Origin of the sequence: Pseudideonella sakaiensis (genome assembly GCF_048320135.1) — a bacterium.
GTDB lineage: Bacteria > Pseudomonadota > Gammaproteobacteria > Burkholderiales > Burkholderiaceae_C > Ideonella_A > Ideonella_A sakaiensis_A.
Map to the genome: position 1 here is coordinate 2,157,275 of NZ_CP182947.1, position 25,042 is coordinate 2,182,316.

Sequence of the window (25,042 nt, forward strand, 5' to 3'; positions counted from 1 at the left end):
TGGTGCGTTCGATGCCGCACCACGGCGGCGGATCAGGATGCCGCCTTGACCTTCAGACGCCAGCCGTGCAGCAGCGGCTCGGTATAACCGTTCGGCTGTTGCTTGCCCTTGAAGACGAGGTCGCAGGCCGCGCGGTAGGCATACGAGGTGTCGAAATGGCCGGCCATCGGCTTGTACAGGGGGTCGCCGGCATTCTGCTTGTCGACCACCGCGGCCATCCGTTCGAAGGTCTCGCGCACCTGGGCTTCGCTGACGACACCATGGTGCAGCCAGTTCGCGATGTGCTGGCTCGAGATGCGCAGCGTCGCACGGTCCTCCATCAGGCCGACGTTGTGGATGTCGGGCACCTTCGAGCAGCCGACGCCCTGGTCGATCCAGCGCACCACGTAGCCGAGGATGCCCTGCGCATTGTTGTCGAGTTCCTGCTGCTTGTCCTGCGCGCTCCAGTTCGGGTCGGCAGCGACCGGCACCTGCAGCAGCTTGTCGAGGATCTCGTCGCGCTGTGCATCGGCGTCGGTCTTTTCCATCTCGCGCTGGACGGCGGCGACGTCGACCTCGTGGTAATGCAGCGCATGCAGCGTCGCCGCGGTCGGCGACGGCACCCAGGCCGTATTTGCGCCGGCCTTCGGATGGCCGATCTTCTGCTCGAGCATCGCGGCCATCAGGTCCGGCATCGCCCACATGCCCTTGCCGATCTGCGCGCGGCCGCGCAAGCCGCAGCCGAGGCCGACCAGCACGTTGTTGCGTTCGTAGGCGGCGATCCAGGCGCTGCTCTTCATGTCGCCCTTGCGGATCATCGGGCCGGCCAGCATCGCGGTGTGCATCTCATCGCCGGTGCGGTCGAGGAAGCCGGTATTGATGAAGGCGACGCGCTGTGCCGCTTCGGCGATGCAGGCCTTCAGGTTGACGCTGGTGCGCCGCTCCTCGTCCATGATGCCGAGCTTGACGGTATTCGCAGGCAGGCCGAGCAACTGCTCGACGCGGCTGAACAGCTCGCAGGCAAACGCAACTTCGGCCGGGCCGTGCATCTTCGGCTTGACGATATAGACCGAGCCGGCGCGTGAGTTGCGGATCTCCTTGTTGCCGAGCTGCTTCAGGTCGTGCACCGCGATCGTCACCGTGACGATGGCGTCGAGAATGCCCTCCGGGATTTCCTTGCCGCCGTCGTACAACACCGCGGGGTTGGTCATCAGGTGGCCGACATTGCGCACGAACATCAGCGAGCGACCGTGCAACACGACCTCGCCCTTGCCGGCCGGCGCGGTATAGACGCGGTCCTTCTCGAGCCGGCGCGTGAAGCGCTTGCCGCCCTTCTCGACCTCCTCGGTCAGCGTGCCACGCTGGATGCCGAGCCAGTTGCCATAAGCCAGCACCTTGTCGGCGGCGTCGACGACCGCAACCGAATCCTCGAGGTCGAGGATGGTCGACAACGCCGATTCCATCACGACGTCGCTGATGCCGGCAGCGTCGGTCTTGCCGATCGTCGTGCTGCGGTCGATGCGAATGTCGATGTGGATGCCGTTGTGCACCAGCAGCACCGCGCTCGGCTCATCGGCCTTGCCCTGGAAGCCGGCAAACTGGCTGGCGTCGGCAAGCGTCGTGCTGCTGCCATTGCCGAGCTTGACGACCAGTTTGCCGCCCTCGACGACATAGGCCTCGGCATCGCGGTGCGATCCGTTTTCCAGCGGTGCGCTGCGGTCGAGCACATTGCGCACATAGGCGATCACCTTGCCGCCGCGCACCGGGTTGTAGCCCTTGCCCTTGTCGGCGCCGTCGGTCTCGGGGATCACGTCGGTGCCGTACAGCGCGTCGTACAGCGAACCCCAGCGCGCATTCGCGGCATTCAGCGAATAACGCGCATTGAGGATCGGCACCACCAGCTGCGGGCCGGCCTGCACGGCGAGCTCGGCATCGACATTGCTGGTCGTCGCCCGCGCGTCGGCCGGCGGCTTGACCAGATAGCCGATCTTCTCGAGGAAGCCGCGGTAGGCTGCCATGTCCTTGATCGGGCCGGGATGGGCCTTGTGCCACTGGTCGAGTTCGCGCTGCAGGCGGTCGCGCTCGGCCAGCAATTCGGCATTTTTCGGCGACAGATCGTGGACGATCTGGTCGAAGCCGCGCCAGAACGCAGCCTCGTCGACACCGGTGCCGGGCAGCACGAGTTCGTTGATGAAATGGTGCAGTTCGGTCGCGACCTGCAGGCCATGGACGGTGGTTCGGTCGTTGCTGTTGCTCATCGTGGTGCTCCTCGCTCAGTCGGCGATTCGGGAAAATTCGGAAATGTTCAGGCTGCCGGGAAAAAACCCAGCACGTCGCGCAGGCTGCTGCCGATGCGGGTCGGCTCGGTGCCCAGCCGTTCGAGCGGCTGGCCGGCCCGGTTGACCCACAGCGTCGTGTAGCCGAACCAGGTCGCGCCGATCGCGTCCCAGCAGTTGCTCGAGACGAACAGGATCTCGTTGGCCGGCTTGCCGAAGGCTTCGGTGCCGAGTGAGTAGGTGGCCGGGTCGGTCTTGTAGCGGCGCGTTGCATGGACGCTCAGCACCGGATCGAGCAGCTCGGCAAAACCGGCGCTTTTCACCGCAACGGCGAGCATGTCGGGGTCGCCGTTCGACAGGATGCCGGCGCGAATGCCACGTTGCTTCAGCTCCTGCAGCACCTCCAGATTTTCCGGGAATGCCGACAGGTGGCGGTACTGGTTCATCAGCCGGTCTTCGGCCTGCTGCGTCAGCTCGAGCCCGAGCTTTTCGCAGGCGAACTGCAGCGCTGCGCGCGTCAGCTGCCAGAACGGCTGGTAGTGCTGGCCGTTGCCGCCGCTCATCGAGACCAGCCGGGTGTATTCGATTTGCCGCTCGCGCCACAGCAGCGCAATCCGTTCGCCGAATCCGGGGAACAGCTGCTCGGTCAGCAGGCCGACGCTGTAGACGTCGAACAGCGTGCCATAGGCATCGAACAACACGGCGCCAGGTGCCGGCCGCGCGCCGTTGCGGGTCTTGGTGGTATCCATGCCGCCACTGTATTGCAATCGGCGGCAACCATTAATAAACAGAAATGGCTTTTATTAATGACTTGAACAGCATAATCGGTGCAGCATGGACAAGCTGAAGCAGATCGAATCATTCGTTTCGGTCGCCGCCCGCGGCAGTCTGACGGCCGCGGCCGCAGCCGAAGGGGTTGCGCCGGCAGTGATCGGCCGGCGCATCGATGCGCTCGAACAGCGGCTCGGCGTCAAGCTGATGCTGCGCACGACGCGGCGGCTGACGCTGACCCACGAAGGCAGCGCCTTCCTCGAGGACTGCCAGCGCCTGCTGGCCGACCTCGCCGACGCCGAAGCCAGCGTCAGCGCCGGCGGCGTCAAGGCGAGCGGCTATCTGCGCACCACTGCGCCGGCCGGCTTCGGCAGGCGCCATGTCGCGCCGCTGGTGCCGCGTTTCCTGGCCCAGCATCCGGATGTCAACGTGTCACTGAACCTCAGCGACCGCGTGATCGACATCGTCAGCGAGGGTTATGACTGTGCGGTTCGGGTTGGCGACCTGACCGATTCCAGCCTGGTCAGCGTGCGGCTGGCCGACAACCGGCGGCTGTACGTCGCGACACCGGCCTATCTGCAGCGCGCCGGCGTGCCGAGCCATCCGGCCGAACTGGCGCGTCATCAGTGCCTCGTGTTGTCGGGTGACGCCAGCCAGAGCCGCGGCTGGGCGTTCAAGATCGACGGCGAACTGACCCATTTGCGGCCGAGCGGGCGGGTCGACTGCAGCGATGGCCAGGTGTTGCACGACTGGTGCCTGGCCGGGCTCGGCATCGCATGGCGGTCGACCTGGGAGGTCGAGGCGCAGGTCGCGCGCGGCGAGTTGCAGACGGTGCTCGACGACTTTGCGGCGCCGCCGAATGGCATCTATGCGGTTTTTCCACAGCGCAAGCACCTGCCGCTGCGGGTCAGGCTGTGGATCGACTTTCTGAAACACAGCTACGGCGACCCGTCGTACTGGAAACGCTGAGCCGGCCCGGCGCCTGCGCCGGGCCGCGTCAAAGGATGCGCCGCGGATGCGCCAGTGCCTCGTGGGCGGCGTGCAGGCGGCGCACCAGCACGCGGATGAAGGCTTCGTCGAACAGATGGCGGCAGTTCGGGCTCAGCTGCGCCATGCTGTCGGGTGTGAAGCTGATCGTCGTCGTCGACTCGGTGATGACCAGATCGGCGCTGTGGCGGCGCAGATCGGGGCTCGGCGCCAGATAGGCCATCTCGCCGACCGAGGTGCCGCCGCCGAGATGGGCCACCTTGTCGCCGTCCCGAAAGACGTCGACGCCGCCATTGGCGAGGATGTGGAAGCTCTGCCCCAGATCGCCCTTGCGGTACAGCCGGTGGCCGAAGCCGAAACGCTCCCAGCGCGCACGCCGCACGACTTCCCACAACTCGACATCGCCGAAGTTCGCAAAAAACTCGAGCGCGCGCAGCAGCGTGAAGCGTTCCGAATCGAGCACCGCCTGCAACTGGCCGCGTGGCACATGGTCGTCGGCGATCAATGCCGACAGTGCGGCGGCAAATTCATCCCAGCCCGGGTAGCGCTCGGCCGGCAGCTTGGCCAGCGCCCGCTGGACGACGGCGTCGACCGCCGGCGCCAGGCCGGCGCGCATGCCGGTCAATGGCGGCGGCGGCTGGTGGTAGATCTGGTGCATCAATGCCGCCTGCGATGCCGCCTCGAATGGCGGCCGGCCGGCGATCAGGTGGTAGATCACCGCAGCCAGCGAATACATGTCGGCGCGGGCATCGAGTTCGCCGCCTTCGAGCTGCTCCGGCGACATGTAGGCGAGCGAGCCGACCCGGTGCACCTGGGTCATGTCGGAGCCCATGTTCAGCACGCTGCCGAAATCGCTGACCTTGACGTCGCCGACCCGGCCGTCCGGCTCGAGCACCGTCAGCAGATTGGCCGGTTTCACATCGCGATGGATCAGCCCCTGTCGAAACACATAACTCAAGGCCATCGAGCATTTGAACGACAGGTCGATGACCTGGTCGAGCGACAGCAGGTTGTCCGGGCGGCAGAAGTCGCGCAAGGTGCCGCCGGGCACATATTCCATCACCAGATACGGCAGCGCCAGGTCGGCCACCGCGTCATAGATCTGCACGACGTTCGGATGATGCAGCCGGCCGACCAGTGCCGCCTCGGCGGCGAAGAAGCGCTCGCTGAAACGGGCGCCGCGCTGGTCGCCATCGGCGCGATGGACCCGCTTGATCGCGACATCGCGGCGCATGAAATCGTCATGGCACAGGAAGACGTCGCTGGTCGCGCCATCGCCGAGATGACGCAGCACCCGGTATTTGCCGATCGCCGACGGCAGGCCTGGCGGCTGCTCGGCAGCCGCCCGATCCGGGCTGCTCGCGTCGGGCGACGAAGGTGGGATGCTCATCGATGGTCAGGGGCGGGACCCCATTCTTGCACCTGACCCTGGACAACGGCGGAAATGGCGCGAACCTTAGAATCGCTGGATGATTGAAGTCAAACAATCGCTGCTCGGCGCCCTCGGCGCAGCGATCCGTGCGGTCAGCCCGGAAACGCCGTTGCTGCCCGTCTTCGAGACGCCGAAACAGGCGGCTCACGGCGATCTCGCGATCACCGCGGCAATGATGCTGGCGAAGGCGCTGAAGCGCAATCCGCGCGACGTCGCGCAGGCGCTGGTCGAGGCGCTGCGTGCGCAGCAGGCCGTCACCGACTGGGTCGCGTCGCTCGAGATCGCCGGCCCCGGGTTCATCAACCTGCACCTGAAGCCGGCCGCCAAGCAGGCGGTGATCACCGAAATCCTGCGCGAAGGCGAATGTTTCGGCAAGCAATTGCCGCAGGCCGAGCCGGTGCTGGTCGAATTTGTCTCGGCCAATCCGACCGGGCCGCTGCATGTCGGCCACGGACGGCAGGCCGCGCTCGGCGACGCCTTGTGCCGGCTGTTCGAATCGCAGGGCCGCAAGGTCACGCGCGAGTTCTATTACAACGATGCCGGCGTGCAGATCGCGACGCTGGCCCAATCGACGCAGGCGAGGATCCGCGGCTTCAAGCCCGGCGACCCGCAGTGGCCGGAGTCGGCCTACAACGGCGACTACATCGCCGACATCGCCGCCGACTACATGGCCGGCAAGACCGTCCGCGCCGACGACCGCAGCTTCACCGCATCGGCCGACCCGGACGACCTCGATGCGATCCGCCAGTTTGCGGTCGCCTATCTGCGCCACGAGCAGGACCTCGACCTGCGCGCCTTCGGCGTTCGCTTCGACAACTATTTCCTCGAGTCGAGCCTGTATACCAGCGGCCGGGTCGAGCAGACCGTGCAGCGGCTGGTCGACGCCGGCAAGACCTTCGAGGACGGCGGCGCGCTGTGGCTGCGCACCACCGACTATGGCGACGACAAGGACCGCGTGATGCGCAAGTCCGACGGCAGCTATACCTATTTCCTGCCGGACGTCGCCTATCACATCGCGAAATGGGAGCGTGGCTTCCACAAGGCGATCAATGTGCAGGGCAGCGACCACCACGGCACGATTGCCCGGGTGCGCGCCGGCTTGCAGGCTGCCGGCGTCGGCATCCCGAGCGGCTACCCTGACTATGTGCTGCACAAGATGGTGACGGTGATGAAGGGCGGCGAGGAGGTGAAGATCTCCAAGCGCGCCGGCAGCTATGTCACGCTGCGCGACCTGATCGACTGGACCAGCAAGGATGCAGTGCGCTTCTTCCTGGTCAGCCGCAAGGCCGATACCGAATTCGTCTTCGACGTCGACCTGGCGCTGAAGCAGAACGACGAAAACCCGGTTTTTTATGTGCAGTATGCGCACGCACGCATCTGCTCGGTGCTGCAGCAGCATGCCCAGCGCAACGCCGCCGGCGGCGATGCCGAAGGCCACCTGCTGCTGGCGCTGCTGACCGCGCCAACCGAACTGGCGCTGATGCTGAAGCTGGCCGAATTTCCGGCGATGCTGACCCGCGCCGCCGAGGATCTGGCACCGCATGATGTCGCGTTCTATCTGCGCGACCTGGCGGCCGCCTTCCACAGCTACTACGGTGCCGAGCGCATCCTCGGCGCCGATCCGGCGCTGACGCGGGCCCGTCTCGCGTTGCTGCAGGCGACCCGGCAGGTCATCGCCAACGGCCTGGCGATCATCGGCGTCGGCGCACCCGAACAGATGCACCGCGAGGCCCCCGAAGCGGCCGGCGCATCCCCGAACACCCCTGGAGTAGAGCGGCAATGAAGAAGAGACAAGGTGGCGGCTTCGTCATCGGCCTGATCGTCGGCCTGCTGACCGGACTGGCGATCGCGCTGGCGGTTGCGCTGTACGTCACGAAGGTGCCGATCCCGTTCGTCAACAAGGTGCCGCAGCGCGCCAGCGATGCCGCCGAAAGCGAGCGCAACCGCAACTGGGATCCGAATGCGCCGCTGCACGGCAGCAACCCGGCCAAACCGGCGACGCCGGCACCCGCGACTGCGGCGGCCACGTCGCCGTCAACAGCACCGGCCGCCGCCGCCACCGAGCGGCCGGCCGAGGCTGCCGTTGCCGAGCCGGCAACCGCGCCGCGGCCGCCGGCGGTTGCGGCGACGCCACCGGCCGCTGCACCTGCTGCCGAGCCGCCAGCGCCAACCACCACCAATCGGCAGGCTGCCGCGATCTTCTCCGATCGTCCGGCGCCAAGTCCGGCCGAGCCGGCCTTGTCGGCCAGATCGCGTGATGATCCGTTCATATATTTCGTGCAGGCCGGCGCCTACGGACGTCCCGAAGACGCCGAACAGCAACGTGCCAAACTGGCCATGCTCGGGGTCGAGTCACGCATCACCGAACGCGAACAGGCCGGCCGGACGGTTTACCGGGTCCGGGTCGGGCCATTCGACAAACGTGAACGTGCCGACGAGACCAAGGCCAGGCTGGCAGCCGCGTCGATGGACGGCGTGCTGGTGCGGGTGCAGAAATGACGCCAGCGGCGCCGGTCGCTGGCTGCTGCATCAGGCGCATGGCATGGCAAATGCAACTTTAGGTCCGGCCGGCGCTCTGACGCCGGGATCCACCAATCTGAACCAAGGAAACAATCGATGAACCGCCGTGATTTTTCAGCCTCGATCGCCGGACTCGGCCTCGCCGGCTCGACGCTGTCGCTGCCCGCCTTTGCGCAGGCCAAGCCGGTCGAAGGCAAGGACTATGTCCGGCTGGCGCAGCCCCAGCCGGTGCCGCCGGGCAAGATCGAGGTGATCGAATTCTTCTGGTACGGCTGCCCGCATTGCAATGCCTTCGAACCGCTGATCGAGGCGTGGGTCAAGAAACTGCCTGCCGATGTCGATTTCCGCCGCATTCCGGTCGCCTGGCGTGAGGAGCCGTTCGTCGCGCACCAGAAGCTCTACTACGCACTCGAAGGGCTCGGCCTGCTCGATTCGATGCACCGCAAGGTGTTCTACGCGATGCACAACGACCGCATGCGCCTCGACAAGGCCGCCGACATCATCGCCTTTGTCGCGAAGCACGGTGTCGATCAGGCGAAGTTCACCGAGATGTACAACTCGTTCTCGGTGCAGACCAAGGCAACCCAGGCGCGCAAGCTCGCCGAGGCCTACCGGATCGACGGCGTGCCGGCGATGGGCATCCACGGCCGCTATTTCACGTCCGGCACACTGGCCGGTTCTGCCGAACGTGCATTGCTGGTGACCGACTACCTGATCCAGACGATCCGCAAGTCCTGATCGCGTTCTCCGCGGGCTGCCGCGGAGTATTGTTGCAATGCAACAAAGTACATGGAGAGGCCAGAACTCTGGCTAGAATGGTCTGCAAGTTCCATGCCCTCCATGTCACTGATTCGCCCACCCTTTTCGCTGCTGGCGGCGCCACTGCTGCTGCTGGTCGGACTGGCCAGCACGCCGGCCAGCGCCGAGCGCGCCGACCGCGGCAAGCCGCTCGAGGTCGTTGCCGACACGCAGGGCAGCATCGATGTGCTGAAGCAGGTGGTCGCGTTCAGCGGCAACGTCGTGATCACGAAGGGCACGCTGACGATCAAGGCCGACCGGGTCGAGGTTCGCGAAGGGCCGAACGGTTTCCGCACCGCGATCGCGATCGGCAGCACGCAGCCGGCGACCTTCAGGCAGAAACGTGACGGCGTTGATGAATATATCGAAGGCAATGCCGCCCGGCTCGAATACGACGAGCGTGGCGAGGTCGTCCGCTTCATCAACAATGCCTCGGTACGCCGGCTGCAGGGCCGCAGCGTCGCCGAAGAGATCACCGGCGAGCTGATCACCTACGACGGCACGAGCGAGGTCTTCACCGTCTCCGGCGGCACTTCGCGCAACGCCGCTGGTGGCAATGGCGGCCGCGTCCGCGCAGTGCTGACGCCGCGGCCCGGCAGCGAGGCGGCCGCTGCGGCGGCCAATGACGGTGCCGCGCCCAGGCCCGACAGTGGAGCCCGGCGGTGACGACCGCAAGCAGCACCGAATCTCCTGCCCCGGGCCGCATCGACACACGACACCGACTCGAGGCCGAAGGCCTGCAAAAGACCTACGGCATGCGCCAGGTCGTCAAGGATGTCCATCTCGCCGTTGCGAGCGGCGAAGTTGTCGGTCTGCTCGGACCGAACGGCGCCGGCAAGACGACCAGTTTCTACATGATCGTCGGCCTGGTGCGCGCCGATGCCGGCGAGATCACGATCGAGGGCCAACGCGTCGAGCGGTTGCCCATCCACCGCCGCTCGCGGCTCGGCCTGTCGTATCTGCCGCAGGAGGCGTCGATCTTCCGCAGGCTGACGGTCGAGGAGAACATCCGTGCCGTTCTCGAACTGCAGACCGACGACAACGGCAAGCCGCTGAAAACCGCGCTGATCGACGAGTTGCTGGCCGGCCTGCTGCACGACCTCGGGCTGGAAAAGCTGCACGATACGCCGGCGCCTGCACTGTCCGGCGGCGAGCGGCGCCGGGTCGAGATTGCCCGCGCATTGGCGACGCAGCCACGTTTCATCCTGCTCGACGAACCGTTTGCCGGCGTCGACCCGATCGCGGTGATCGAGATCCAGCGGATCATCGTTTTTCTGAAGAACCGCGGCATCGGCGTGCTGATCACCGATCACAACGTGCGTGAAACGCTCGGCATCTGCGACCGCGCCTACATCATCAACGAGGGGCGGGTGCTCGCAGAAGGCACGCCTGCAGACATCATCGAAAACGCGGATGTTCGCAAGGTCTATCTTGGCGAGCACTTCCGGATGTAGTGGAGGGTAAATGAAACCCTCGTTGCAGGTCCGGCTGTCGCAGCACCTGGCGCTGACGCCGCAGTTGCAGCAGTCGATCCGGCTGCTGCAGTTGTCGACGCTCGAGTTGCACCAGGAAGTCGAGCAGATGCTCGAGCAGAATCCCTTCCTCGAGATGGAAGAGGAGTCGGTGTCGCTCGCCGAGCCACTCGCCGAACGATTGAGCGCGGCTGAACGTGCCGGCGAACGTGAATCGGAGCGGGCTGGCGAATCCGGCGCCGATGCGGCCGACGACGCGCCGGCGATCGATGGTGCCGAATTCGGCGCGACCGAGCGCGACGACTGGGAAAACGGCACCGAACGCGACGATTTCGACGGCATCCGCGAAACGCCGTCGCTGAACTCGCCCGGCAGCGGAAGCGGCGACGACAGCGACTTCGAGGCGCAGGACCGTGACCAGTTCGACATCAGCCTGGCCGAACATCTGCGCCGGCAGCTGCTCGGCATGCGCCTGTCGGCCGAAGATGCGGCGGCCATCCATGTGCTGATCGAATCGCTGAGCGAAGACGGTTATCTGGCCGATTCGCTGGAGGAGATTGCCGCCGGGCTGGTCGACGATCCCGAGCAGCGCGAGGAACTGGTCGATCGCCTGCGATGTGCGCTGATCTGGCTGCAGGGCATGGAACCGGCCGGTGTCGGCGCCCGCGACCTAGGCGAATGCCTGTGCCTGCAGTTGCGCCAGCTGCCGCGCAGCCAGGCGCAGGCAATCGCGATCATCGTCTGCCGCAACCACCTCGAACTGCTCGCTCGCCGCGACATCAAGCGGCTGATGTCGGCCACCGGTGCCGACGAGGAGCTGCTGCGCGAGGCACAGGCGCTGATCGTCGCGCTCGAGCCGAAACCGGGCCGGGCCTTCAGCCGCGCCGAAGCGAACATCATCATCCCCGATGTGATCGTGCAGAAATCGGGCCGCGGCTGGAAGGTGGTGCTCAATCCCGACGTGATGCCGAAATTGCGCATCAATGACCTTTATGCGCAGGCGATCCGCCAGCAACGCGGCGGACGCGGCGGCGGCGGCCTGAACGGCAGCCACGCAGGCCTCAGCTCGCGGCTGCAGGAAGCGCGCTGGTTCATGAAAAATATCCTGCAGCGCTTCGACACCATCCAGCGGGTTTCGCAGGCGATCGTCGAGCGCCAGAAAGCCTTCTTCAGCCACGGCGAGATCGCGATGAAGCCGCTGGTGCTGCGCGAAATCGCCGACGAACTCGGCCTGCACGAATCGACGATCTCGCGGGTGACGACGGCCAAATACATGACGACGCCGTTCGGCACCTTCGAGCTGAAATATTTTTTCGGCTCGTCGCTGAATACCGACGTTGGTGGCAATGCGTCGAGCACCGCGGTGCGCGCGTTGATCAAGCAGTTCGTCGCCGCCGAGAATGCCACCAAGCCGCTGTCGGACAGTCAGCTGTCGACGATGCTCGAGGAGCAGGGCATCAAGGTCGCGCGGCGCACCGTCGCAAAATACCGCGAGGCGCTGAAGATTGCGCCGGCCAATCTGCGCAAGGCAATGTAATGACTACCCGGAGCGCCTTCGGCGCACCCCCCAGCGGGCGTCGCCCGTGGACCGGCAGAGCCGGATCCACGGCGGCTGCTTGATCGGTCCGACCCCCTGCAAACGATTGCCTTGTCGAGAAACTGAATGAGTCTTCCGCTGTTTCTGCCCTGTGCCGCCGGCGTCGAGGACTGGCTTGCCGAGGAAGTGGCGACCATCGTGCCGGAGGCTGCTGCGCTGCAAAAGCGGCGCGGCGGCGTCGCGCTGGAGGGCGGCCCGCACGAGGTGATGAAGCTGAACCTCGAATGCCGCCTCGCGCAACGCGTGCTGATCGAGGTCGCCGAAGGCCCCTATGCGGTCGAGGACGACATTTATGCGCTCGGCCGCGCGGTCGACTGGACGCAGTGGATCACGCCCGGCCACACCTTGCGGGTCGACACGACGGCCACGCGCAGCCCGCTGCGCAGCCTCAATTTCGTCGCGTTGCGGATCAAGGATGCGGTCTGCGATGCCCTGCGCGAGGCTGCCGGCGAGCGGCCGAGTGTCGATACCCGCCACCCGGATCTGCCGTTGCTGCTGCATCTCGGCCCGCAGCGCGCCTCGCTGTATGTCGACAGTTCAGGCGAGCCGCTGTTCAAGCGCGGCTGGCGCGAGGACAAGGGTGACGCACCGCTGAAGGAGACGCTGGCCGCGGCAATGCTCGCAGCGGCTGGATGGAAAGGCAGCGCTGCCGAAGGTGGCGCACTGCACGACCCGTGTTGCGGCTCCGGGACGATCGCGATCGAGGCCGCGCAGATCGCCTGCGGCATCGCGCCAGGCCTGAAGCGCCGTTTTGCCTTCGAACGCCTGCTGCCGTTCAGCGATGCCGACAGCCGTGCCGCATGGCAACGAATGAAAAGCCATGCGCAATCGCGCATCCACCCGTCGGCGGTGCCGATCCACGCCAGCGATATTTCCTTCCGGATGGTCGATTTTGCGCGCCGCAACGCGCAGCGCGCCGGTGTCGAGGCAGCAATCACCTTCCACGGTGGCGATGCGCTCGAGCGGCCACCACCGCCGCTCGACGATTCGATGCCTGGCACGCTGATCCTCAATCCGCCATATGGCGAGCGCATCGAGGTCGGCGGCAAGGCCGCACGTCGCGAGATCGAACCGGCCGCCGATGCGAATCGCGCGCTGCCGCAGGACTTTTTTGCCCGCCTCGCCAGCCACTGGAAGCAGGCCTATACCCGCCATCCGGCCGGCTGGACCGCCCACGTGCTGAGCCCGGACATGAAGCTACCGGGCGCGATGCGGCTGAAGGAAACGCGCCGCATTCCGATGTGGAACGGCCCGATCGAATGCCGGCTTTACCGCTTCGACCTCGTTGCCGGGTCGATGCGCAAGCCGGCGGAAACCAGCGGCCCGACCTGAAACGGGCCGCGGACCGACAGCAGATCAGCCGAAACGGCCGAGCAGCGAGCCGATCTCGCCGAAACCGCCACCTTCGGGCACCTGCCCGTTCGGCGTCATCTGGTCGACGACTTCCGGCAGCGATTCGGCCAGTTCCGCACTCGCGGTCTGTGGCGAGATGCCGAGCTTGGCCGCGACCTGGCCGATCAGGTCGGAGCCGAGAACGCTCTGCAACTGGTCCGGCGAAATCGCCTTGTTCGGCCCGTTCGATATCCACGAATTGACGATATCGCCGAGCCCGCTGCTCTGGAATTTGCTGATCAGCCCGGACAGGCCACCGCCAGTCGAACTGTCGTTGCCGAGCATCTGCAAGACCATCTGGATCAGCGCCGCCTTGCCGACGCCACCGCTGCCGCCGCCCTGCAAGCCACCACCCAGCGCGCCGGTGACCGAATCAAGTATTCCCATCGTGCTCTCCCGAAGTGGAACGGTCCATTCTGAACCATCCCGGCCGAGCGGCCAAAGCCGCAGCAGCGCCGTCGGTCGTTCACGCCGCGTCGGCAAGCAGGCCGATCCACGCCAGCGCGGCCAGCGGCGCGGTATCGGCGCGCAGTACGCGCGGCCCGAGGCCGACGGCATCGAAGCCGCTGTCCCGGGCAAGGTTTTCTTCCGCGTCGCTCAGGCCGCCTTCCGGGCCGTTCAGAAACAGCAGCCGCTGCGGCAACGGTGACGCGGCATTGAGCCAACGGCCGAGCGGCCGTGCATCGCTGCGCAGGCTCAGCAGGCCACGATAGCCGGCGGCCGGCGCGCGCTGTTCACCCGTTGTGGCAAGGCCGGCCAGCCACGCCGGCAGGCTGCGGATCGGTGCGATCAGCGGCACCGTCGCGCGGCCGCTTTGTTCACTGGCCGACACCGCAACCGCCTGCCAATGGGCGCGCTTCCTGTCGGCCCGCTCGCCGTTCAGACGCAGCACCGAGCGTTCACAGATCAATGGCTGGATCGCGGCGACGCCGAGTTCGGTCGCCTTCTCGACCAGCGCATCCATCCGTTCATTGGCCGGCATGCCGACCGCGAGCGTCACTGCGCAAGGCAGTTCCGGCAGCGGCTCGTGCGCCGCCAAGATCTTCACCTCGACCGTGCTGCGGCCCATTGCGACGACCTGCGCGGCCCATTCATGTCCGCTGCCATCGAACACTTGCAACGGGTCGCCGGGTTGCATCCGCAACACCTGCAGATGGCGGGCAGCCGATGGCGGCAGCGGCAACGACTGGCCAGGGAACAATGGCAGATCGACGTGGAAACGGGCAGGCATGGGGGACGGCTGATGCGGACCCCGCTGATTGTGCCGCGCGGGCCGCGGCGCCGCGGCAGCGGCGAACGCTCAGGCCGCCTTGTCGCGCAGTTCGCGGCGCAGGATCTTGCCGACCGGCGTCTTCGGCAGTTCGCTGCGGAATTCGATCAGCTTCGGCCGCTTGTAGCCGGTCAGGTTGGTTTCGCAATACGCCTTGACGTCGGCTTCGCTGAGATTCGCATCGCGCCTGACGATCACCAGCTTGACCGCCTCGCCGGCCTTTGCATCGGCCACGCCGACCGCTGCGCATTCGAGCACGCCGGGCATCTGGCTGACCACTTCCTCGACCTCGTTCGGGTAGACGTTGAAACCGCTGACCAGGATCATGTCCTTCTTGCGGTCGACAATTCTGAAATAGCCACGCTCGTCGACGGTGCCGATGTCGCCGGTGCGGAAGAAGCCATCGGCGGTCATCACCTTCGCGGTTTCATCGGGCCGCTGCCAATAACCGGCCATCACCTGCGGACCGCGGATCGCGATTTCTCCGGCCGCACCGTCACCCACCTCGTTGCCATCGTCGTCGAGCAGTTTCAGCTCGGTATTGGGCATCGGCAGACCAATATTGCCGCTGTAGGTGGTGCTGTCGACCGGGTTGCAGGTCGCCGATGGCGAGGTCTCGGACAGGCCGTAGCCTTCGATGATCGGGCAGCCGGTTTTCTCGAGCCAGGCCTTTGCCGTCGCACTGAGGACCGACATGCCGCCACCGATCGAGATCTTCAGATGGCTCCAGTCGACGCTGCCGAAATCGGGATGGTTGACCATCGCCTGGAACAGCGTATTGACCGCCGGAAAGCTGTGGAAACGCTCCTTCGCCAGCACCTTGAACAGCGCCGGCAGGTCGCGCGGATTGGCGATCAGCAGGTTGCAGCCGCCCATCCGCATGCTCAACATCAGGTTCGCGGTGAAGCCGAAGATGTGATAGACGGGCAAAGCGCAGACGGTGACGATCTGCTCACCGGCCGGTATCAGTTTCAATGCCGGCTGGTACCAGGCTTCGCTCTGCAGCACATTGGCAACCAGGTTGCGGTGCAGCAGCACCGCGCCCTTGCTGACGCCGGTGGTGCCGCCGGTATATTGCAGCACCGCGATGTCGTCCGCGCCCGATGGGACGGCGGTAAACGTCTTGCCGCTGCCCTGCGCGATCACCTCGCGCCAGCCGACCGCCCCGGGCAGCTCGTAGGCCGGGACCATCTTCTTCACGTTGCGCACGACATAGTTGACGATCGTGCTTTTCGGAAATCCGAGCATGTCGCCGAGCCCGGTCACGACGACCTTCCTGGTCGGCACCGCGGCGATCACCTTCTGCAGAACCGACGCAAAATTCTCGACGATGATGATCAGCTTCGCGCCCGAGTCCTTCAGCTGGTGCTCGAGTTCACGCGGCGTATACAGCGGATTGACATTGACGACGACCAGCCCGGCGCGCAGCACCGCGGCAATCGCAACCGGATATTGCGGCAGGTTCGGCATCATCAATGCGACCCGGTCGCCCTTCGCCAGACCCTGCTGCTGCAGCCAGGCGGCCAGCGCGCGCGAGGCTTCGTCGACCTGTCGGAAGCTGAAACTGCAGCCCATGAACTTGTAGGCAGGCAGATCGGCGTATTTGCTGAAGCTTTCCTCGATCAGCGCCGTCAGCGAGGCATATTGCGCGACATCGATCTCGGCAGGAACGCCTTGCGGATAATGCTTCAGCCAGGTCTTTTCCATTGTCTGCTCCGAATCGTGCAGCGATTCTGACCGATGACCATGGGCCGGCCATTGGGGGATTCGATAGCGACAAATCCGCCTTTGGAAATGGCAACGCGCGCCGGAAGAAGACCTTCCGAACGCGCGTTGCGAAGTTCAGATGACGGCCGCCGCGATCCGCGCCGGCCGCTGCCCGGTACCTACTCGACCGCCTTCACCATGTCCTCGACGACCTTCTTCGCGTCGCCGAACACCATCATCGTCTTGTCCATGTAGAACAGTTCGTTGTCGAGGCCGGCATAACCCGCCGCCATCGAGCGCTTGTTGACGATCACCGTCTTCGCCTTGTAGGCCTCGAGGATCGGCATGCCGTAGATTGGGCTTCCCTTGGTCAGCGCAGCCGGGTTCACGACGTCGTTGGCGCCGAGGATGATCGCGACATCGGCCTGTGCAAATTCGCCGTTGATGTCTTCCATCTCGAACACCTGGTCGTACGGTACCTCGGCCTCGGCGAGCAGCACGTTCATGTGGCCCGGCATGCGGCCGGCTACCGGGTGGATCGCATATTTGACGTTGACGCCCATGTGGGTCAGCTTCTCGGCCAGCTCCATCACCGCATGCTGCGCCCGCGCCACCGCGAGGCCGTAACCCGGAACGATGATCACCGTCTCGGCGTTCGACAACATGTAGGCCGCATCGTCGGCGCTGCCGCTCTTGACCGACCGTGCCTCGCCGCCGCCAGCGCCGGCGGTTGCCGTCTCGCCGCCGAAGCCGCCGAGGATCACGTTGAAGAACGAGCGGTTCATCGCCTTGCACATGATGTAGCTGAGGATCGCACCCGAAGATCCCACCAGCGAGCCGGCAACGATCAGCATCGCGTTGTTCAGGCTGAAGCCGATGCCCGCGGCGGCCCAGCCCGAATAGCTGTTCAGCATCGACACGACCACCGGCATGTCGGCGCCACCGATCGGGATGATGATCAGCACGCCCATCACGAAGGCCAGTGCCAGCATCGCGTAGAACGCGGCCCAGTTCTCGGTGAACGTGAAGACCAGTCCGAGACCGACCATCGCCAGGCCGAGCACGAGGTTCAGCTTGTGCTGCCCGGTGAACTGCACCGGCGCGCCCTGGAACAGCCGGAACTTGTATTTGCCGGAAAGCTTGCCGAAGGCGATCACCGAACCGCTGAAGGTGATCGCACCGATCGCCGCACCGAGGAACAACTCGAGCCGGTTGCCGGTCGGGATCAGGTCGCCCTTGGCAACGATGCCGAAGGCATACGGTTCAGCGACCGCGGCGATCGCGATGAAGACCGCAGCCAGGCCGATCATGCTGTGCATGAACGCGACCAATTCCGGCATCTTCGTCATCTCGACGCGTTTGGCCATGATCGTGCCGATGCTGCCGCCGACCAGCAGGCCGATGAAGACCAGCACCATGCCGTTCGCGCTCGGCTGGCCGGCGAGGCCGGACAACTCGACGATCAGCGCGGCGGTGGTCAGCACGGCGATCGCCATGCCGACCATGCCGAAGATGTTGCCGCGGATCGAGGTGGTCGGATGGCTCAGGCCCTTCAGCGCCTGGATGAAGCAGATGCTGGCGACCAGGTAGAGCAGCGTGACGAGGTTCAGGCTCATTTGGCCGCCCCTTCAGCCGCCGGTGCAGCCGCCTTGCGTTCCTTTTTCTTGAACATCTCGAGCATGCGCCTGGTCACCAGGAAGCCGCCGAAGACGTTGACCGCGGCCAATGCCACCGCCAGCAGACCCATGCTCTGGCCGAGCAGGGTTTCGGTCAGCGCCGCCGCCAGCATCGCACCGACGATGACGATCGCCGAGATCGCATTGGTGACCGCCATCAGCGGCGTATGCAGCGCCGGCGTGACGGTCCAGACGACGTGGTAGCCGACATAGATCGCCAGCACGAAGATGATCAGGTTGGTGATCGTGGGGGAAACGAAGTCCATGGGAGTTCCTGTCGGTTCTGCTTATTTGCGCTTGACTTCACCGGCCTGCGTCATCAGGCAGGCGGCAACGATGTCGTCTTCCATGTTGACCAGGAACTTGCCGTCCTTGTCGATCACCAGCTTCAGGAAGTCGAGCAGGTTGCGCGCATACAGCGCGCTGGAATCGGCCGCGACCAGCGCCGGCAGGTTGGTTTCGCCGACGATCGTGATGTTGTGCTTGATCACCGTCTTGTCGGCCTCGCTCAACGGGCAGTTGCCGCCGATGCCGTCGGCGCCCTTGCCGGCGGCAATGTCGACGATCACCGAACCCGGTTTCATCGCCTTGACCATCTCCTCGGTGATCAGCACCGGTGCGGCGCGCCCCGGGATCAGCGCGGTGCTGATCACGACGTCGGCCGCGGCGATCCGTTTCGCGACCTCGACCTTCTGCCGATCGAGCCAGCTCTGCGGCATCGGCCGGGCATAACCACCGACGCCTTCGGCGGCCTCCTTCTCCTCGGCGGTTTCATAAGGCACCTCGATGAACTTCGCACCGAGCGATTCGACCTGCTCCTTCACGCTCGGCCGAACGTCGCTGGCCTCGATCACCGCGCCAAGCCGCTTGGCGGTCGCGATCGCCTGCAGGCCGGCAACGCCGACACCGAGGATCACGACGCGCGCGGCCTTCACGGTGCCGGCCGCCGTCATCAGCATCGGAAAGAAACGCTGGTATTTGTCGGCAGCGATCATCACCGCCTTGTAGCCGGCGATGTTGGCCTGGCTCGACAACACATCCATGCTCTGTGCACGGCTGGTCCGCGGCGCCGCCTCGAGCGCAAAGCTGGTCAACCCGGCGGACGCCAGCCGCTGCAGGCCCTCGGCATCGAAGGGGTTGAGCATGCCGATCAGTGCCGCGCCGCTTTTCATCATCCCCAACTCGTCGGCATCCGGCGCGCGCACCTTCAGCACGATCTCGGCGCCCAGCGCAGCGGCGCGGTCGACGATCTCTGCACCGGCGGCGCTGTAGGCTGCGTCGGTGACGCTGGCGCTGATGCCGGCGCCCGACTCGACGATCACCGTTCGCCCCTGGCCCTTCAGCTTCTTGACGGTCTCTGGCGTGGCTGCTACGCGCGTTTCCCCAGCCGCGGTTTCTCGCGGAACTCCGATCTGCATTAGGGCCTCCTCCGGCGCTTGGATTTTGGGTGATTTTGCAGCAGCTTACACAATGCGCACTTGACCGGCGTCATCGGCGCAACCCGAGACCCCTGGCCGGCAGCCGAAAACGCGGCCGAGCTAGACTCGACTGATGGAAACCCGCTGGAAGCCGAGCGTCACCGTCGCCGCGATCGTTGCGAGCCAGATCGACGGCCAGACCCGCTACCTGCTGGTCGAGGAAGATACGCCCGAAGGGCTGATGCTGAACAACCCGGCCGGCCACCTCGACCCGGCAGAGTCGCCGGTGCAAGGCGTCGTCCGCGAGGCGCTGGAGGAGACGGCGCGCGACTTTGCCCCGGAGTATCTGGTCGGCCTGTACATGTCGCGTTTCCAGCGCATGGCGCGCGACGGCAGCGAGCCACGGGTCGTCGACGATGTGACCTATCTGCGCTTCGCCTATGCCGGCAGCGTCGGCGAGCCGGATCCGCAGCGGGCGCTCGACGTCGGCATCGTGCGCACCTTGTGGATGAGCCTCGACGAGGTGCGCGCCAGCCGCAGCCGGCATCGCAGCGCGCTGGTGCTGCGCTGCATCGAGGACCATGCGGCAGGCCGGCGCTACCCGCTCGATCTGCTGAACGTCGACGCCAGCATTCATTCACCCGAGATCAAGGCGCCGTCATGAGCGCATTGCATCGCATCGTCGTCGGCCTGTCCGGAGGGGTCGATTCGGCCGTCAGCGCGCATCTGCTGAAGCAGCAAGGCCACGAGGTGGTCGGCATCTTCATGAAGAACTGGGAAGACGACGACGACAACGAATACTGCTCGTCGAACATCGACTTCGTCGACGCCGCCGCAGTCGCCGACGTGCTCGGCATCGAGATCGAGCACGTCAATTTTGCGGCCGACTACAAGGACCGCGTCTTCGCCGAGTTCCTGCGCGAGTACCAGGCCGGCCGGACGCCGAATCCCGACGTGTTGTGCAATGCGGAGATCAAGTTCAAGGCCTTTCTCGACCATGCGATGCGGCTCGGCGCCGACCGCATCGCGACCGGCCATTACGCGCGGGTCCGGCACGACCCGCAATGCGTCGAGTTCCAGTTGCTGAAGGGCCTCGACCGGAGCAAGGACCAGAGCTATTTCCTGCACCGGCTGCGCCAGGATCAGCTGGCACGCAGCCTGTTTCCGGTCGGTGAGCTGCCGAAAACCGAGGTCCGGCGGATCGCTGCCGAGATCGGTCTGCCGAATGCCGCGAAAAAGGATTCGACCGGCATCTGCTTCATCGGCGAACGGCCGTTCCGAGAATTCCTGAACCGTTATCTCGCGAACCAGCCGGGGCCGATTCTCGACGACCGCGGCCGGCAGATCGGCGAACACGTCGGCCTGAGTTTTTATACGCTCGGCCAGCGCAAGGGCATCGGCATCGGCGGGCTGCGCGAAGCCGGTGCGCGCCGCGGCGGCAGCGAGCATGCGCCATGGTTTGTCGCGCGCAAGGACATCGAGCACAACCGGCTCTACGTCGTGCAGGGGCACGATCACCCGTGGCTGCTGTCGCATCGCCTGCGCGCGACCGACGTCAGCTGGGTCGCCGGCAGTGCGCCGGCGAAGCGTGGCAGCGGCGCCCTGCTTGCGGCGAAGACGCGTTACCGCCAGGAAGATGCCGCCTGCCGTTATGCCGGTCTTGCCGACGGCAGCGGCTTCGAGCTCGAATTCGAGCAGCCGCAATGGGCGGTCACGCCGGGCCAGTCGGCGGTCGTCTACGATGGTGAAATCTGCCTGGGCGGCGCCGTGATCGATGCCGCGATCAGCGAGCGGAGGACCGACGATGTATCAGCCCAGACATTTTGAGGAACGACGCCCCGAGGTGCTGCACCGGCTGATGGTCGACCATCCGCTCGCGCTGCTGATCCACCACGGGCCCGACGGCCTCGCCGCCAATCCGCTGCCGCTGCTCCACGATGCCGACGGCGGCGAATTCGGCTGCCTGCGCGGCCATGTCGCGCGTGCCAATCCGCTGTGGCAGCAGGTGCAGGACAGTCCCGAGGTGCTGGTCGTCTTCCAGGGGCCGCAGGCCTATGTGTCGCCGAACTGGTATCCGGCAAAGGCCGAACACGGCAAGGTCGTGCCGACCTGGAACTACTGCATCGTGCAGGCGCGCGGCCGGCTGCGCTGCATCGACGACAAGGGCTGGCTGCGCACGCTGGTGCAGCGGCTGACCGATCGGCACGAGGTGTCGCTGCCGCAGCCCTGGGCGGTCGACGATGCGCCGGAGATCTTCGTCGACCATATGCTCGGCGCGATCGTCGGCATCGAGTTGCCGATCGAGCAGCTGGTCGGCAAATGGAAGGTCAGCCAGAACCGCTCTGCCGCCGACCGCGCCGGCGTCGTCGACGGGCTGCTCGGCCGACCCGGCGATGATGCAAGGGCAATGGCCAGCCAGGTCGCCGATCCGGGTGGCTGAGCCGGCGCTGCCGACATTGCTGCGGCGTCTGCTGGCTGCCGCAGCCGGATTGCTGTGTCTGCAGTTTGCGCCAGCCGCAAGCGCTGCGCCGTTCGAGGATTCGATGGCGCAGCGGGTGCTCGCGTGCACCGGCTGCCATGGCGCGCAGGGCCGCAGCGCGCCGGACGGCTACTACCCGCGCATTGCCGGAAAACCGGCCGGCTATCTGTTGCAGCAGCTGCAGCATTTCCGCGATGGCCGACGCCGTTACCAGCCGATGCAGCGGCTGCTCGGCAACCTCGACGACCACTATCTGGCGCAGATCGCCGAGCATTTCGCCGCGCTCGACCTGCCTTATCCGGGCCTGGTCGTCGCGCACGATACGCCGCCGCAGCAACTCGCGGCCGGTCGGCAACTGGTCGAGGACGGCGATGCGGCGCGCCAGATTCCGGCCTGCACCGCCTGCCACGGCGAGCAGCTCGGCGGCGTTGCACCGGCGATCCCCGGGCTGCTCGGCCTGCCGGTCGACTATCTGAATGGCCAGCTCGGCGCCTGGCGCAGTGGCAGCCGGCGCGCCGCCGAGCCGGATTGCATGGCGGCAATCACCCGGCGGCTGACGGCGGCCGATATTGCGGCGGTCTCGCGCTGGCTGGCGGCGCAGCCGGTGCCGGCGCGCTACAAACCGCTGGCTTCGGCCGACGGTTTGCCAACGGGGCTGCCGATCGACTGCGGCAGCACGGCGGCGCAGCTGCCGGATGGGGTGCGGCAATGAAGCGGTCCGCAGGCATCAAGCTGTGGCGCCTGCTGGCGATCGGCGGAGGCACGCTCGTCGGCGCGGTGCTGCTGTTCGTTGCTGCTGCGCTCTGGCAGACGATCGGCGAGCCCGATCCCGGTGCTGCCGATCCGGCCACCGATGCGGCGCAGATCGAGCGCGGCCGCTATCTGGCGCAGATCGGCAATTGCCAGGGCTGCCACACCGAAGTCGGCGGCGCTGCCTATGCAGGAGGCCGTGCAATTGCAACACCGTTCGGAAAGATCTACGCATCGAATCTGACGCCGGACGTCGAGACCGGCATCGGTGCCTGGTCGAGGCAGGCCTTCTGGCGCGCGATGCACGACGGCCGCTCGCGCGACGGCAGACTGCTGTATCCGGCCTTTCCGTATCCGAATACCAGCCTGCTGAGCCGCGAAGACAGCGATGCCCTGCACGCCTATCTGCTGAGCCTGCAGCCGGTGCGGCAGCCGAACCGGGGCCACGAGTTGCGTTTTCCGTATGACACGCAGCTGGCGTTGGCCAGCTGGCGGCTGCTGTTTTTCCGTGGCCCGAGCGCATTGCCGCAGCCACCGGCGTCGATCAACGACGCGGCCGTACGCGCGTCTTGGCAGCGCGGTGCCTATCTGGTCAACGGCCTTGCCCATTGCAGCGCCTGTCATGGCAAACGCAATGCACTCGGCGGCAGCAACGACGCCTTGCGCGCCGACGGTGGCCTGATGCCGGGCGAGCATTGGTATGCGCCGTCGCTGTTCGACAACCGCGAAGCCGGCGTCGGCGACTGGACCGAGCAGCAGGTGGTCGAGCTGTTGATGCACGGCCGGTCGGAGCGCGGCAGCGTGCAGGGCCCGATGGCCGAGGTCGTGTTCAACAGCACCCGCCATCTGCGGCCCGCCGACGCGGCCGCGATGGCGGTTTATCTGCGGACGATGGCACCGGCCGCTGCCCCCGCGACCGTCGCCGCACCAGCCGACGAGGCATCGGCCCCCTCGGCTGCGGCGCTCGGCCTGCGGCGCCGCGGCGCCGACTTGTACGCCGAGCATTGTTCCGACTGCCACGGCGACAACGGCGAAGGGGTGGCGGGCGCCTATCCGGCGCTGGCCGGCAACCGCGCGGTGCTGCTCGAGCCGGCCGTCAATCCGGTGCAGGTGATCGTGCAGGGCGGCTTCGGGCCGACCACCGCCGGCAATCCGCGGCCGTTCGGCATGCCGCCCTACGGCATCGAACTAAGCCAGGCCGATATCGCGGCGCTGGCCAGCTTCATCCGCGGCGCCTGGGGCAACCAGGCCGCGGCGGTGACGCCGCGCGATGTGCAGCGCTGGCTGGAGGGCGCAGCGCAGTAGGCAACGCCTTGGGCGTCAGAACGGGATGTCGTCGTCCATGTCGTCGAAACCGGTCGACGAGCCGCCCCCGGACTTCGCCTGCGGCCGGCTCGGCGCCGGGCGTGCCGATGGCGCGCTGCGCTGCTGCGGCTCGCCGCGATGGTCATCGTCACCGGAACCGCCACGGCCACCGCCACGCGAGTAGGAGCCGCCGTCGTCACCGCCACCGCCGCCCTCGCGGCCGCCGAGCAGCTGCATGTTTTCGGCGATCACCTCGGTGGTGTAGTTGTCCTTGCCTTCCTTGTCCTGCCACTTGCGCGTCTTCAGCCGGCCTTCGACATAAACCGGCCGACCCTTCTTCAGGTATTCACCGGCGATCTCGGCCAGCCGGTCGTAGAAGACGACGCGGTGCCATTCGGTCTCCTCGACCTTGTCGCCGCTGGATTTGTCCTTCCAGTTGCGCGTCGTCGCGACGCTGATGTTGCACACGGCATTGCCGTTGGCGGTATAGCGGACTTCCGGGTCGCGACCCAGGTTGCCGATGAGGATGACTTTGTTGATCGAGGCCATGGCGCGGCTCCTTTGGTATTTGGGCGGAAATCGGAATCTCGGGGCCGGTGCGGCCACCCTGCCGGGCAACACACGAGGGCCGAGCCGGAATTATGCGGCGAAGGTCAGTCCCATCCATCGCACCGATGAGGGGGGCCGCCGGATCGCCGTCAGTGCGGCTCCAGATCGAGGCTGGGCAACAGCGAGCGCAGCCGCTGCAGCGCAGCCGTCCCTTCGAGCCCGGAAAAGCCGCACAACGCCTGCAGTTGCGGGTCGACCACGTGGAATGCGAGTTGCCAGTCCGGGAACAGCGGCGCCGCGTCCCAGGTCTGCAACATCAGGATATCGAGTTTGCCGTGTCGCCGGTCGGCACGCAGGCGGCCGAGCAAGGCCTCGATCGCAGGAGTCGGGCCCTCAACCCATTGAAGGAACAAGGCGCCATCGAAGACCAGCAAACCGGTGACGCCGTCGCGCAGGTTGTTGCGGCGGGCCGAGCGGGTGATCGGCGCCACAACCTCGGCGCCGACGTCCGGCGCCAGCGCGCTGATATAGAGAAGACAGGAATTCACGGTCGCGGCTGCCACGCTGCAGCGAGGACGGCGAACCGCCGATCAGCAGATATTTCGTACAAGCAGACATTTTAGCGAAGCGGCGACCGGCCCGTTCAAGCCGGTCCCGGTCGCGC

24 protein-coding genes are annotated in these 25,042 nt (G+C 66.3%); 13 read left to right on the forward strand and 11 right to left on the reverse strand.

Going from position 1 to position 25,042, the window contains the following annotated elements:
- Window positions 1–32: 32 nt before the first annotated feature.
- On the reverse strand, window positions 33–2,237 hold the full coding sequence (locus ACNH6H_RS09640) for a malate synthase G (RefSeq protein WP_418317285.1): 2,205 nt from the start codon (window positions 2,235–2,237) through the stop codon (window positions 33–35).
- A gap of 47 nt (window positions 2,238–2,284) precedes the next feature.
- Window positions 2,285–3,004, reverse strand: a complete 720-nt coding sequence (locus tag ACNH6H_RS09645) for a haloacid dehalogenase type II (RefSeq protein ID WP_418317286.1) — start codon at window positions 3,002–3,004, stop codon at window positions 2,285–2,287.
- Between the two features lie 85 nt (window positions 3,005–3,089).
- Between ACNH6H_RS09645 and ACNH6H_RS09650 the strand changes: the two genes are divergently transcribed.
- Window positions 3,090–3,995 (forward strand): LysR substrate-binding domain-containing protein, encoded by a 906-nt coding sequence (locus ACNH6H_RS09650; RefSeq protein WP_418317287.1) that lies wholly within the window; start codon window positions 3,090–3,092, stop codon window positions 3,993–3,995.
- A 28-nt stretch (window positions 3,996–4,023) separates the two neighbouring features.
- Here ACNH6H_RS09650 and ACNH6H_RS09655 read toward each other — a convergent pair whose 3' ends face one another.
- The gene (locus ACNH6H_RS09655) at window positions 4,024–5,403 is read right to left on the reverse strand and encodes a serine/threonine-protein kinase (protein ID WP_418317288.1); all 1,380 of its coding nucleotides are present in this window, start codon (window positions 5,401–5,403) and stop codon (window positions 4,024–4,026) included.
- A 79-nt stretch (window positions 5,404–5,482) separates the two neighbouring features.
- Between ACNH6H_RS09655 and argS the strand changes: the two genes are divergently transcribed.
- The 7 genes from argS (at window position 5,483) to ACNH6H_RS09690 (ending at window position 13,164) form a co-directional block, all read left to right on the forward strand.
- Window positions 5,483–7,228: an arginine--tRNA ligase gene (gene argS / locus ACNH6H_RS09660; protein WP_418317289.1), complete on the forward strand. Its 1,746-nt coding sequence runs from the start codon at window positions 5,483–5,485 to the stop codon at window positions 7,226–7,228.
- Entirely contained in the window at window positions 7,225–7,944 is a 720-nt protein-coding gene (locus tag ACNH6H_RS09665; protein ID WP_418317290.1) for an SPOR domain-containing protein, read from the forward strand. Before argS ends, ACNH6H_RS09665 begins: the two co-directional genes overlap by 4 nt.
- Window positions 7,945–8,061: 117 nt before the next feature.
- Window positions 8,062–8,703 (forward strand): thiol:disulfide interchange protein DsbA/DsbL, encoded by a 642-nt coding sequence (locus ACNH6H_RS09670; RefSeq protein ID WP_418317291.1) that lies wholly within the window; start codon window positions 8,062–8,064, stop codon window positions 8,701–8,703.
- Window positions 8,704–8,805: 102 nt separating this feature from the next.
- Window positions 8,806–9,429, forward strand: coding sequence for a lipopolysaccharide transport periplasmic protein LptA (gene lptA / locus ACNH6H_RS09675; RefSeq protein ID WP_418317292.1), 624 nt, complete (start codon window positions 8,806–8,808; stop codon window positions 9,427–9,429).
- An 89-nt stretch (window positions 9,430–9,518) separates the two neighbouring features.
- The gene (gene lptB, locus ACNH6H_RS09680; RefSeq protein WP_418321275.1) at window positions 9,519–10,217 is read left to right on the forward strand and encodes an LPS export ABC transporter ATP-binding protein; all 699 of its coding nucleotides are present in this window, start codon (window positions 9,519–9,521) and stop codon (window positions 10,215–10,217) included.
- A gap of 10 nt (window positions 10,218–10,227) precedes the next feature.
- Entirely contained in the window at window positions 10,228–11,772 is a 1,545-nt protein-coding gene (locus tag ACNH6H_RS09685; RefSeq protein WP_418317293.1) for an RNA polymerase factor sigma-54, read from the forward strand.
- A 126-nt stretch (window positions 11,773–11,898) separates the two neighbouring features.
- The gene (locus tag ACNH6H_RS09690; protein ID WP_418317294.1) at window positions 11,899–13,164 is read left to right on the forward strand and encodes a THUMP domain-containing class I SAM-dependent RNA methyltransferase; all 1,266 of its coding nucleotides are present in this window, start codon (window positions 11,899–11,901) and stop codon (window positions 13,162–13,164) included.
- A gap of 24 nt (window positions 13,165–13,188) precedes the next feature.
- Here ACNH6H_RS09690 and ACNH6H_RS09695 read toward each other — a convergent pair whose 3' ends face one another.
- The 6 genes from ACNH6H_RS09695 to ACNH6H_RS09720 all read right to left on the reverse strand — a co-directional run bounded on the left by ACNH6H_RS09695 (window position 13,189) and on the right by ACNH6H_RS09720 (window position 19,295).
- Window positions 13,189–13,611, reverse strand: a complete 423-nt coding sequence (locus ACNH6H_RS09695) for a YidB family protein (RefSeq protein WP_418317295.1) — start codon at window positions 13,609–13,611, stop codon at window positions 13,189–13,191.
- A 79-nt stretch (window positions 13,612–13,690) separates the two neighbouring features.
- Complete coding sequence (locus tag ACNH6H_RS09700; protein ID WP_418317296.1) at window positions 13,691–14,455, reverse strand: 16S rRNA (uracil(1498)-N(3))-methyltransferase; 765 nt, start codon at window positions 14,453–14,455, stop codon at window positions 13,691–13,693.
- A 69-nt stretch (window positions 14,456–14,524) separates the two neighbouring features.
- The gene (locus tag ACNH6H_RS09705; protein ID WP_418317297.1) at window positions 14,525–16,201 is read right to left on the reverse strand and encodes a long-chain-fatty-acid--CoA ligase; all 1,677 of its coding nucleotides are present in this window, start codon (window positions 16,199–16,201) and stop codon (window positions 14,525–14,527) included.
- A gap of 179 nt (window positions 16,202–16,380) precedes the next feature.
- The gene (locus tag ACNH6H_RS09710) at window positions 16,381–17,817 is read right to left on the reverse strand and encodes an NAD(P)(+) transhydrogenase (Re/Si-specific) subunit beta (protein ID WP_418317298.1); all 1,437 of its coding nucleotides are present in this window, start codon (window positions 17,815–17,817) and stop codon (window positions 16,381–16,383) included.
- The gene (locus ACNH6H_RS09715; protein ID WP_418317299.1) at window positions 17,814–18,143 is read right to left on the reverse strand and encodes an NAD(P) transhydrogenase subunit alpha; all 330 of its coding nucleotides are present in this window, start codon (window positions 18,141–18,143) and stop codon (window positions 17,814–17,816) included. Before ACNH6H_RS09715 ends, ACNH6H_RS09710 begins: the two co-directional genes overlap by 4 nt.
- A 21-nt stretch (window positions 18,144–18,164) precedes the next feature.
- On the reverse strand, window positions 18,165–19,295 hold the full coding sequence (locus ACNH6H_RS09720; RefSeq protein ID WP_418317300.1) for a Re/Si-specific NAD(P)(+) transhydrogenase subunit alpha: 1,131 nt from the start codon (window positions 19,293–19,295) through the stop codon (window positions 18,165–18,167).
- 133 nt (window positions 19,296–19,428) lie between these two features.
- On the opposite strand from ACNH6H_RS09720, the gene ACNH6H_RS09725 reads away from it, so the two are divergent.
- Genes ACNH6H_RS09725 through ACNH6H_RS09745 form a run of 5 tightly spaced genes read left to right on the forward strand, consistent with a single transcriptional unit; the run spans window position 19,429 to window position 23,829 of the window.
- The gene (locus ACNH6H_RS09725) at window positions 19,429–19,959 is read left to right on the forward strand and encodes an NUDIX hydrolase (protein WP_418317301.1); all 531 of its coding nucleotides are present in this window, start codon (window positions 19,429–19,431) and stop codon (window positions 19,957–19,959) included.
- The gene (mnmA, locus tag ACNH6H_RS09730; RefSeq protein ID WP_418317302.1) at window positions 19,956–21,122 is read left to right on the forward strand and encodes a tRNA 2-thiouridine(34) synthase MnmA; all 1,167 of its coding nucleotides are present in this window, start codon (window positions 19,956–19,958) and stop codon (window positions 21,120–21,122) included. Before ACNH6H_RS09725 ends, mnmA begins: the two co-directional genes overlap by 4 nt.
- Entirely contained in the window at window positions 21,100–21,735 is a 636-nt protein-coding gene (locus tag ACNH6H_RS09735; protein WP_418317303.1) for an FMN-binding negative transcriptional regulator, read from the forward strand. The genes mnmA and ACNH6H_RS09735 overlap by 23 nt, the downstream gene beginning before the upstream one ends.
- A complete protein-coding gene (locus ACNH6H_RS09740; protein ID WP_418317304.1) occupies window positions 21,728–22,486 on the forward strand; it encodes a c-type cytochrome in 759 nt (252 codons plus the stop codon). Before ACNH6H_RS09735 ends, ACNH6H_RS09740 begins: the two co-directional genes overlap by 8 nt.
- Window positions 22,483–23,829: a c-type cytochrome gene (locus ACNH6H_RS09745; protein ID WP_418317305.1), complete on the forward strand. Its 1,347-nt coding sequence runs from the start codon at window positions 22,483–22,485 to the stop codon at window positions 23,827–23,829. The genes ACNH6H_RS09740 and ACNH6H_RS09745 overlap by 4 nt, the downstream gene beginning before the upstream one ends.
- A gap of 15 nt (window positions 23,830–23,844) precedes the next feature.
- Here ACNH6H_RS09745 and ssb read toward each other — a convergent pair whose 3' ends face one another.
- Entirely contained in the window at window positions 23,845–24,378 is a 534-nt protein-coding gene (ssb, locus tag ACNH6H_RS09750; protein ID WP_418317306.1) for a single-stranded DNA-binding protein, read from the reverse strand.
- A 149-nt stretch (window positions 24,379–24,527) separates the two neighbouring features.
- On the reverse strand, window positions 24,528–24,926 hold the full coding sequence (locus tag ACNH6H_RS09755; protein WP_418317307.1) for a BLUF domain-containing protein: 399 nt from the start codon (window positions 24,924–24,926) through the stop codon (window positions 24,528–24,530).
- Window positions 24,927–25,042 lie beyond the last annotated feature (116 nt).